The organism is Puniceicoccaceae bacterium, assembly GCA_040224245.1.
Taxonomy (GTDB): domain Bacteria; phylum Verrucomicrobiota; class Verrucomicrobiia; order Opitutales; family JAFGAQ01; genus JAKSBQ01.
On sequence record JBEGIR010000095.1, the window covers coordinates 1 to 9226 of the forward strand.

Annotated in this window: 8 protein-coding genes; 4 read left to right on the plus strand and 4 right to left on the minus strand. The window is 55.9% G+C overall.

Annotated features, from left to right (window positions below; genetic code table 11):
• Positions 1–184: hypothetical protein (locus tag ABQ298_15965; protein ID MEQ9825881.1), on the plus strand; the 184-nt coding region annotated here is incomplete at its 5' end.
• Positions 185–471: 287 nt separating this feature from the next.
• Here the strand turns inward: ABQ298_15965 and ABQ298_15970 are convergent.
• Positions 472–1059 carry a GNAT family N-acetyltransferase gene (locus ABQ298_15970; GenBank protein MEQ9825882.1) on the minus strand — a complete coding sequence of 196 codons (588 nt, stop codon included), beginning with the start codon at positions 1057–1059 and terminating at the stop codon, positions 472–474.
• A 415-nt stretch (positions 1060–1474) separates the two neighbouring features.
• Between ABQ298_15970 and ABQ298_15975 the strand changes: the two genes are divergently transcribed.
• Positions 1475–3016 carry an AbgT family transporter gene (locus tag ABQ298_15975; GenBank protein ID MEQ9825883.1) on the plus strand — a complete coding sequence of 514 codons (1542 nt, stop codon included), beginning with the start codon at positions 1475–1477 and terminating at the stop codon, positions 3014–3016.
• Positions 3017–3031: 15 nt separating this feature from the next.
• Positions 3032–4273, plus strand: coding sequence for a DNA methyltransferase (locus ABQ298_15980; protein ID MEQ9825884.1), 1242 nt, complete (start codon positions 3032–3034; stop codon positions 4271–4273).
• A gap of 51 nt (positions 4274–4324) precedes the next feature.
• On the opposite strand, the gene ABQ298_15985 is transcribed toward ABQ298_15980, so the two are convergent.
• Both ABQ298_15985 and ABQ298_15990 read right to left on the minus strand, forming a co-directional pair.
• On the minus strand, positions 4325–5146 hold the full coding sequence (locus ABQ298_15985) for an aminotransferase class IV (protein ID MEQ9825885.1): 822 nt from the start codon (positions 5144–5146) through the stop codon (positions 4325–4327).
• Positions 5147–5383: 237 nt separating this feature from the next.
• Positions 5384–6985, minus strand: a complete 1602-nt coding sequence (locus ABQ298_15990; protein MEQ9825886.1) for a bifunctional GNAT family N-acetyltransferase/carbon-nitrogen hydrolase family protein — start codon at positions 6983–6985, stop codon at positions 5384–5386.
• 247 nt (positions 6986–7232) lie between these two features.
• Here ABQ298_15990 and ABQ298_15995 point away from each other — a divergent pair, with 247 nt between their 5' ends.
• Positions 7233–8153, plus strand: coding sequence for a glycoside hydrolase family 130 protein (locus tag ABQ298_15995; protein MEQ9825887.1), 921 nt, complete (start codon positions 7233–7235; stop codon positions 8151–8153).
• A gap of 10 nt (positions 8154–8163) precedes the next feature.
• On the opposite strand, the gene ABQ298_16000 is transcribed toward ABQ298_15995, so the two are convergent.
• A partial coding sequence (locus ABQ298_16000) for a hypothetical protein (GenBank protein ID MEQ9825888.1) occupies positions 8164–9226 on the minus strand: 1063 nt, incomplete at its 5' end.

Here is a 9226-nt window from a genome sequence, read left to right on the forward strand (position 1 = left end):
ACGTGTATCCTGCTCCGGCGAAGCCGGATCGAGAGAGTCCTTCAGGACGAACGGTATTCGAGTGTCCAAAGGTCGGAATTTTTCCAAATTCCGCTACGGAACAAAAGAGATTGTTTTTGAACCTGCTACACGGAGGGACGACGTGTATCCTGCTCCGGCGAAGCCGGATCGAGAGAGTCCGTAGGACGAACGGTGTTGGATAAGATGCGGTTGGATGGAACAGGCTGACGCACTGCTGGGAGTTGGAACATCGTTCAGCTGAGCTTCACTGGATGGACTGGCGGGGCCAGTCCAACAGGATGCGCTGCGCGCAACAGGTTTTTTGTGAGTGGTTCTTGAAGCTGTTGCTGGGAAAGGTGTAACCGATGAGGTTTTCGAGTGTCCAGGGGTCGGAATTTTTCCAAATTCCGCTACGGGGGACCGATGGCTTGGGAAGGAGCGTGGCGGGCTGGAACGGCAAAGACTGCGGGATCAAAGTCGTTTTCCCCAGAACTGCATGACGTGGGAAACTTCATGTGACGAGCCGGGTTCTTTCCAGGAAAAATCGGTCGTGAGTCCTTCCATTTTCTCAAAACCCCGCTTCCGCCAAAACCCATCCAGCGTCCGGTAATCATCGGGCATTCGCTCATCTTCTTCGGGCCGAACCACCGCACAGAATGTCAGCCAATCGAAGGTTCCCAACGAACGTGCATGCTGTTCGCGATGATCAAAAAAGGCATGTCCAATCCCGCTTCCCCTGTAAGCGGGCAGCAGCACGGATTCCCCAAAGTAGAAAATTCGGTCCCGATCCATGCCGCGCTGCTCAAAGGGAGCTGCAAATGCATCCGCATGCCCCACCAGCGGGGATGCAGTTGAGGCACCCACGATCACTGCTCCGTCCCGCGCAACCACGATCAGCGAATCTTCTGCAGCGCTGAATTTTTCGAGATAACGCTGCTCATACTCGAGGCTTCCCTCATACAGATAGGGCCACTCCCGGAACACGCGGATACGCAGCTCCGCCAGCGCAGGCAATGCCTGCGAGCGCTCAGGACCCACAAGCGACTCCACCCGAATCATGCTCCAACTCCTTTTCCTTCATGCGATGCGCAGAACTCAAAACCTGTGTTGCATGGCTGCACAGCGAAAACCTTGCACGCTTCAAAAACAGTTTGTGATGCGAATTCCATCCTTATTGAACAGCTTCACCTACCTCCATAAACTACTGTCACAGAAGTTCAAACGGATTTCAGAGGAAAGTCTGCAAATGCTGCCTGCTTTCGAAGCGCTTCGCTAAGCATGGCAACCCAGGACGCTCACCTCCCGATGCGGGTTCCTGAAGGCAATGGCAGTTTTTTCATCTCTGAACGCTTTATCCTTATCATGAGGGAATTCTTCGATATGTTCGCAAGACACATAAGTTCCACCTTTCCCCATCATGAGCAAAACTGTATCACCACCCCCAGATCCGAAACCCGCACCATCCGGCGGATGGATGAACCGATGCTTAAAAACCATCGAAGTGCTCGGCAACCGACTACCCGATCCTGCAGTGCTTTTTGCCCTGCTCATGCTGCTGGTCTGGTTCAGCTCCTGGGTGCTCTCCGGCATCACATTCGCCGAAATCGATCCGCGCACAGGGGAAAACATCCGCATCGCAAACCAGCTGACCGGCACTGCGCTCACTCAGTTTGCAGCGAATCTGGTCCATACCTTTGTCCTGTTTCCTCCTCTGGGAGTGGTGCTCGTCGCCATGCTCGGCCTCGGCGTGGCGGAATACACGGGATTCATCAATGCGGGCCTGCGCTCGATCCTTTCCGTCACTCCCAGAATGCTGCTCACCCCCGTGCTGATTGGGGTCAGTGTGTTGAGCCATGTTGCCGTCGATGCGGGCTATGTGCTGGTGATTCCTCTGGGTGCAGTCATCTTTCATGCTGCCGGGCGACATCCACTTGCAGGCATTGCCGCCGCATTTGCAGGAGTTTCCGGGGGATTTTCGGCAACACTGTTTGTGCCATCAAGCCTCGACCCACTGCTGGCTGGCATGACACAGGTATCCGCCCAGCTCATCGATCCATCGCTCACCGTCAACTCACTCAACAATTACGTCTTCACGACTGCGTCCACGTTTCTGATCATCGGCATTGGCTGGTACCTGACCGACCGCGTCATCGAACCCCGCCTCCAGGACACTGAAGTCGACGGCGACCCCTCTCAAATGGTGCAAATGGAGGCGCTCAGCCCACAAGAACGCAAGGGCCTCGTAGCGGCCAGCATCTCCATGTTCCTGCTGCTGCTACTGCTTGCGGTGACCCTGTTGCCGGAATCCACTCCCTGGGCTGCCGATCCGTCACAGGTTGCGCAGGGCATGCATCCGCTGCTGGTCAATGCCTCCCCGTTGATGAAATCCATCGTGACTCTCATTTTCATCGGTTTTCTGATTCCCGGTGTGGTTTATGGGGTGGTTTCGGGAAGCGTAAAAACCCACCGCGATGTGATCAAGGGCATGAGTCAGTCCATGAGCGGCATGGGATATTACATCGTCATGGCATTCTTCTGTGCCCTGTTTCTCTATGCGTTCAACCAGTCCAACCTTGGAGTGTTGCTTGCACTCAAGGGGGCCAATGCGCTCAAGGCACTGGGGCTTCCCATGGCGATGACCCTGGTTGGCATCGTTCTGTTGTCCGGCACGATCAATCTGTTTGTCGGCTCTGCCTCCGCAAAATGGGCGCTCATCGGTGCCATCATGGTTCCCATGCTGATGGAGCTGGGCATCTCTCCCGATCTGACTCAGGCGGCCTACCGGGTAGGCGATTCATCGACCAACATCATCACTCCCCTGATGCCCTACTTTCCCCTCATTGTGATCTTCTGCCAAAAATACGTCAAAGGCAGTGGCATCGGCACACTGGTGGCACTGATGTTGCCCTATTCGATCGCCATGTTGATCCTGTGGACCCTGTTTCTACTGGGGTTCTGGATGCTCGGCATTCCGCTTGGATTTGGATCGAGCTACCTTTACGCTCCTGCCAGTTGAACCCTTTCCTACCCGATGTCCCGGAATTCCCATTCCCCAAACAAACGACTGGCTGACACGCGGGATCTTCACCTCGCGATGCGCTCCTGGTTCGGATATGAGCGATTCACCGAAACACGGGACAGGCAGATCGATGGTCTGCAAATCCCTGTGTATGTGAACGAGTTCTGGACTGCCCGTCAGCGGGATGGGCACTCCCTGCACGAGCTTTCGTATCGCGCCTGCTACAAACCACAACTACCGGGCTTCTTTATCGAACGCTTCTGCGATCCCGGAGATCGGGTATACGATCCGTTCATGGGTCGGGGAACCACGTTGATCGAAGCTCAGTTGAGAGGATGCATCGCCGTTGGGAACGATGCAAATCCACTCTCCCGAATCCTCGCAGCACCGCGTCTGCAGCCGCCCACTCTGCGCCAAGTGGAACAGCGCCTACAGGCAATATCCCTCGACAGTGAGGAAGCGCATGACACCGAACTTCACACTTTTTTTGATCCGGCAACCCTGACAGAACTCTACGCATGGCGGGCCTATTTCCGCAAACGCGAGCAGCAGCAGGAAATCGATGCCGTGGATCGCTGGATCCAGATGGTTGCCTGCAATCGGCTCACGGGGCATTCCCCTGGATTCTTCTCGGTCTATACACTGCCTCCCAATCAGGCCACCTCCGTCATTGCCCAACAGAAGATCAATGCCAAGCGCGGACAAATCCCCGAATACCGCGATACCCGTGCGCTCATTCTTCGCAAATCCCGCCAATTGCTCAAAGATCCACTGCCCCGGGATTACCGCAACCAAATGGCCGATATCCACTGTGCTTCCGCAGATCAAACACCTGCGATTCCGAGCGATTCGATCCGACTTGTAGTCACATCCCCGCCCTTCCTCGACACAGTGGACTACGTACAGGACAACTGGCTGCGCAACTGGTTTTGTGACATCTCGATTGATCGTTCCCAAATCTGGCAACTGCGCTCATTACCCGCCTGGGTCGAGCGCATGACCGCAGTCTTTCACGAACTGCGGCGCGTGCTGCAACCCAACGGATGGGTCGCATTTGAAGTGGGGGAAATCCGCAAGCAAAAACTTTTGCTTGAAAACGAAGTCGTGCGCGCTGCCACGGCAGCAGGATTGATTGCCGAGTGCATCCTGATTCACTCGCAGAACTTCACCAAAACCGCCAACTGCTGGGGAGTCGCAAACAACCAGGCAGGTACCAACAGCAACCGCATCGTGCTGCTGCGCAAACCTGCCTGAAGCTCCAACTGGCAGGCTGCCCTCGCGCCAGATGGAATCGTTTGTGCGGACTCATCCCTGCCGCACCCGCTCCGCATAGGCCTGCATCAGTTGACGACACAGTGGACCCACCTGACCGTCGCTGATGCGCTGACCATCAATTCTGGTGATCGGGGCGACACCCTTGGTGGTGCTCGTCACCCACACCTCCTGTGCCATCGCAAGCTCACGCATCGACAGGGTGCGCTCCTCTGGTGCAATCCCCGCACGTCGCAGCTCCTCCAGCACCACCGAGCGGGTAACTCCGTGCAACACGCCTGTCCCCGGTGTCACCACCTGCCCGTCAATACAGGCAAAAATATTGCTGCGCGAGGTTTCCAGCGCGTTCCCCGCAAAATGAAAAAGTGGCTCCAGCGCCCCCTGCCGCCGCACTTCCGGTTCCCAGTAAATCGACGGGAGGTAGTGCGTTGACTTCGCTTCCGGCAAAAAACGCTGATACTCGAATGTGAGCAGCGTTCCACCATGTGTATACAAGCGTTCGGGATAGGCTGGCAAGGGCACAGGAACCACGTGGAGTTCCGACTCCATCACTTCCGCCTCCACACTCGCTGCAGGGACCGCAAACAGTTTCAGTCCAAACGTGGCCTGCTCCCCCTCCGCAGCGCGCTGCGCAATCCAGGACAGCACGCCTTGCTCCTCCTGCGGAATCACCAGTCGCAACATGGACATGGTGCGGTAAAACCGCTGCACGTGTCGCTCCGCAAAGACGGGGCGTCGATCCACAACTTTAAGAAAATCAAAGGCTGCGTAGCCTCGATTCATCGCAATGCTCTGCACAGGAACATAACCACTCCCCATGCAGTTCACGGAGTCAGTTGATACGGTCGGATTCATAAAAAAGAGGAATGCCAACGGTCAATCCAACCGCGCGATCCATCTGCAATGCAACCACATTCACCGAACAATAGAAAGCCTGTTCACAAGATAGAAAGGACGATTTTTCACTCCTTCACCTCCATCGCATATGATGCGGTCAAAGCGACCGGACTGCTCACTCCCCTGCGCTTGATCCCGCTACGCTCATTCCAGCCATGAGCGGGCACTGCAACCGGACCAGATAAGCGCCCGGGTTCAGTCATTGGGATCCCGAACAATGCGCAGCATGCGGTCATCCTCATCCTCCGCTCCCTCGTCACCCTCATCAAAGAGTGCCACATACTGAAAGAGGTCGGGTCGGCGATCCATGCGCTGCCTCACACTGCCCGAGGTTCGGGAGCGGTAGAGGTCATTGATATCGAGATCCGAAACCAGCAACATTTCCACGTTGCTGTCAGCTTCGGCCTGAATCCCATCGCGCGCGAACTCGAAGTCGTTGGGTGTAAAAATCCCCGCCTTGCCATAGTGGATATCCATCGCCGGCACGCTCGGCAGGTTGCCAATAATGCCAGTGGTGACCACGTAGATCTGGTTTTCGATTGCGCGTGCCTGTGAGCACAGCCGCACACGCTGATAGGCGGGACGGTCGTCCGTACAGTAGGGAACAAAAATGATTTCCGCACCTGCATCCGCAAGGTAGCGTGCGGCTTCGGGAAATTCACTGTCGTAGCAAATGAGGATGCCGATGCGAGCTTTCGGAGTATTGATGACATGCAGGCGGTCGCCGCCCGTGATGCCCCAGTATTTCAACTCTGATGGCGTGATGTGCAGCTTCGGCTGCAGCATGACCTGTCCGTCCGGAAAACAGACCGGCGACATGTTGTAAATCTTGCCATCGCGTCGCATCGGGTGACTGCCGGCAATGATGTGAATGCCATACTCGCGGGCCAGCCGGGTCATCAGTTCCATGAACGGCGCTTCCAGATCGGCCAGTCGACTGATGCCCTCCATCGAGGGCAGATTGCGCAGGCGTTCCTGCGAGAGCAGCTGCACGGAAAAAAACTCGGGAAACACTACAAAATCCGCACGATAATCGTGCGCGGAGTCCACAAAATATTCCACCTGATCCGCAAACTCCTGAAAGCTGAGGATGCGTCGAACCTGGTACTGCACACAGGCCACCCGGACCTTGCGCTGGTCATCGTCAATGGGCACGTAGTCCGGGTTCTGCCACTCGATCAGGGTCGCGTGATTGCGGCTGTTCGGATCGATGATGTAGCGCTTGAGAATCCCGCGCACAATGAAGCCTTCACGCAGCTGAAAACTGAGCACCAGATCCTGAATTTCTCCACTCTCCACCTTGCGCACATAGTCTTCCGGGGACAAGTGTTCGGCATAGTCGCGGTAACCGTGAATGCGCCCTCCTGCTAGGATTCGCTTGAGGTTGAGGCGGCGACAAAGTTCCCTTCGTGCCTCATACAATTTCGCTCCGATTCCCTTTCCACGGCAGTCGGGATCCACATACACATCAGCACCGTAGAGGGTATCGCCTCGCGGGTCGTGATTGTAAAAATAGCCACCATCAGTCATGCCCGCATAGGTGTGGGGGCGATAGGGATTGTCCCCCAGATTGACAATGAGCGATGCGACTGCACCGACCAGCTTGCCATCCAGTTCTGCCACAATCTGCCCATCCGGAAAAATCGTCTGATGGGTCCGCAGGTGGCTGCGTGTCCACACCACATTTTCTTCCGACATGACCGGAAAACTCTTTTTGTTCAGTGCGATGAGCGTCTCGATGTCTGCCTCACACGCTTTGCGTAGAATCACTTCTGCCATGACAATCAGGGGTTTCATGCGCGTACATCGCGCATCATTTCCCAATGATATGGGTCTGCCACGGCAGTTCAAGCAAGGACCCGATTCCTCTCCGTTTGTGCATACAAATGAATTCCTCTGCGAGGCGTTCCACAGCCCTTTCTGAAGCGCTATACTGCTCAAAATCTGCCCGACCAACTTGTAGCTGCATGCTTTCGCGATTGTCGAATGACCGCTCGTTCGGGTAAGATTTCCCTTTATTTTCACCCCAACTCCAAACATTGCCATGAATCGAGTCTTCTCCAAATTTCGTCCGGTCCAGCGCTACGAAAAGAATCCGATCATCACCGCCGATCTGGTTCCCTTCAATTGCCGCGGCATCTTCAACTCCAGCGTGGTCAAGCACAAGGATCGCTACCTGATGGTGCTGCGCTGCGAGGGCTACAACTTCTACAACTTCTTCGCCCTTGCAGAAAGTGCCAACGGGGTGGATTCATGGACATTCATCAAGGAAATTCCCCTGCCGCAGGATCCCGACTACAAGAAGTTCTCTCGGGTGCAGTATGATCCGCGCATCACCCTCATCGGTGACACCTACTACCTGACGTTCTGCTGCCACCATTCGGAGGCCCGCATGGGGCTGATGTGTACCCGAGACTGGGAAGACTTCGAATGGATGGGGTTCATCACGGGTCCCGGTTTCCGCAACACCGTGTTGTTTCCCGAAAAAATCGATGGACTCTTCACCGCGCTCGAACGCCCCAATGCGCTGGGTGAAATCTGGGTCACGCGTTCACCTGACCTTCAGTTCTGGGGCAAGCAGGATCTGCTGATGACCCAGGGGCAGTGCAGTTTTGGGTGGGGCAAGATCGGTCCGTGCGGCACTCCCATCGCGACAGATGAGGGGTGGTTGATCATCTTCCACGGTGTGAGCGTGGTGTGCGATTATGAATACCTCTATCATGCCGGAGTTTTACTTGCGGATCGAAACAACCCCGCCAAACTCATCCGCGTTGCCGACGAGTGCATCCTGACACCCGAGGAACCCTACGAAAACGTTGGACACACCCCCAACTGCGTCTTTGCCTCCTCGCATGTCGTGGAGCCGGACGGCAGCATCAAGCTGTACTACGGTGCGTCTGACCGCTACCAGTGCGTGGCTTTTACCTCCGTGAAGAACCTTCTGGAGATGGCACTGCACCGCTGATCGCTCCGACTCAGCGCGATCCGATTCCGGCATCTGTACTCGAAACAGCCGCTCGTGCGATTTCCACATCCTGTGCCACTTCATCCCGGATCCGTTCCCAGTGGAACAGGTTATCCGGGTTGGCATCAAATGCGTTGTGGTTGTAGTGCGTCAACGGCATGTCCCGATAGAGCGGACGGGTGATCTCCACCAGATCATCCCAGTGCTGAAGCGCAGCTTCCAGGTGCTCAATGGCCTCCTGCTGGTGTGATTCGACACCGGTCTTGCGAAATCGCTGCAGTGCCACTGCACCTCTGAGTTTGTCCGCGAGGTGTAATCCAATGCTGGCCCAGGCCTGCACATCGGCAACTTCATAGCGCAGCGATGCATTTCCGGAGAAATCAATGGAGGCGACCTGCTGGAGTGCCGCAAGGTTATCTCTCTCCAGCAACTCGGCCAGGCGCAACGGTTCCAGACGATGCTCGGGAAATGCCTTTCCTTGCAACTCAGCTTCCACCCATTCGGCCACCCCAATGTAGTCCGGGTCCAGGGTTGCATGCTCGATCAAGCGGTCCACCGAAATGTAAGTTGTGTGCTCCCCCTGCAGGGCAAGCATGCCTTCGCTATAAAGCGTGAAGTCCCAAGTCGCATCGTAGAGACTTGCGAGGCGCAATTGGGTTGATGAGGCCAGTGCATAAGCTTCGAGCAGTCCCTCTGCCTGCGAACCGTAGCGCTGCACAAAGGCGGAGCGGAAGACAGAATCAGGGGTTTGCGGATCATACTGCAGGCGTCCCCAGAGCTTGTAGAACAACCACTGACGCTCGAAAGCCCAGGTCCAGTTCACGGGTTCATCCAACGCCGTAAAATAATCCAAGCCCGGAATGTAGGTGTCCGACCCGATGAAATATCCGCCAACATACGACGCCGAAGCATTTTCCGCAATGTGGTGGCGGATGAAGTCCGGCACGCCCCAGCGCAGGGCAAAGAAGTCTTCATTGCGCGCCATCCAGGTGATTTTGTAGTTCTCCGGCTCGGGTTCAAAATAGGTATCGCCCAGTTTTCCACCATGCACCTTGACCAACTTCGGAGTGGAG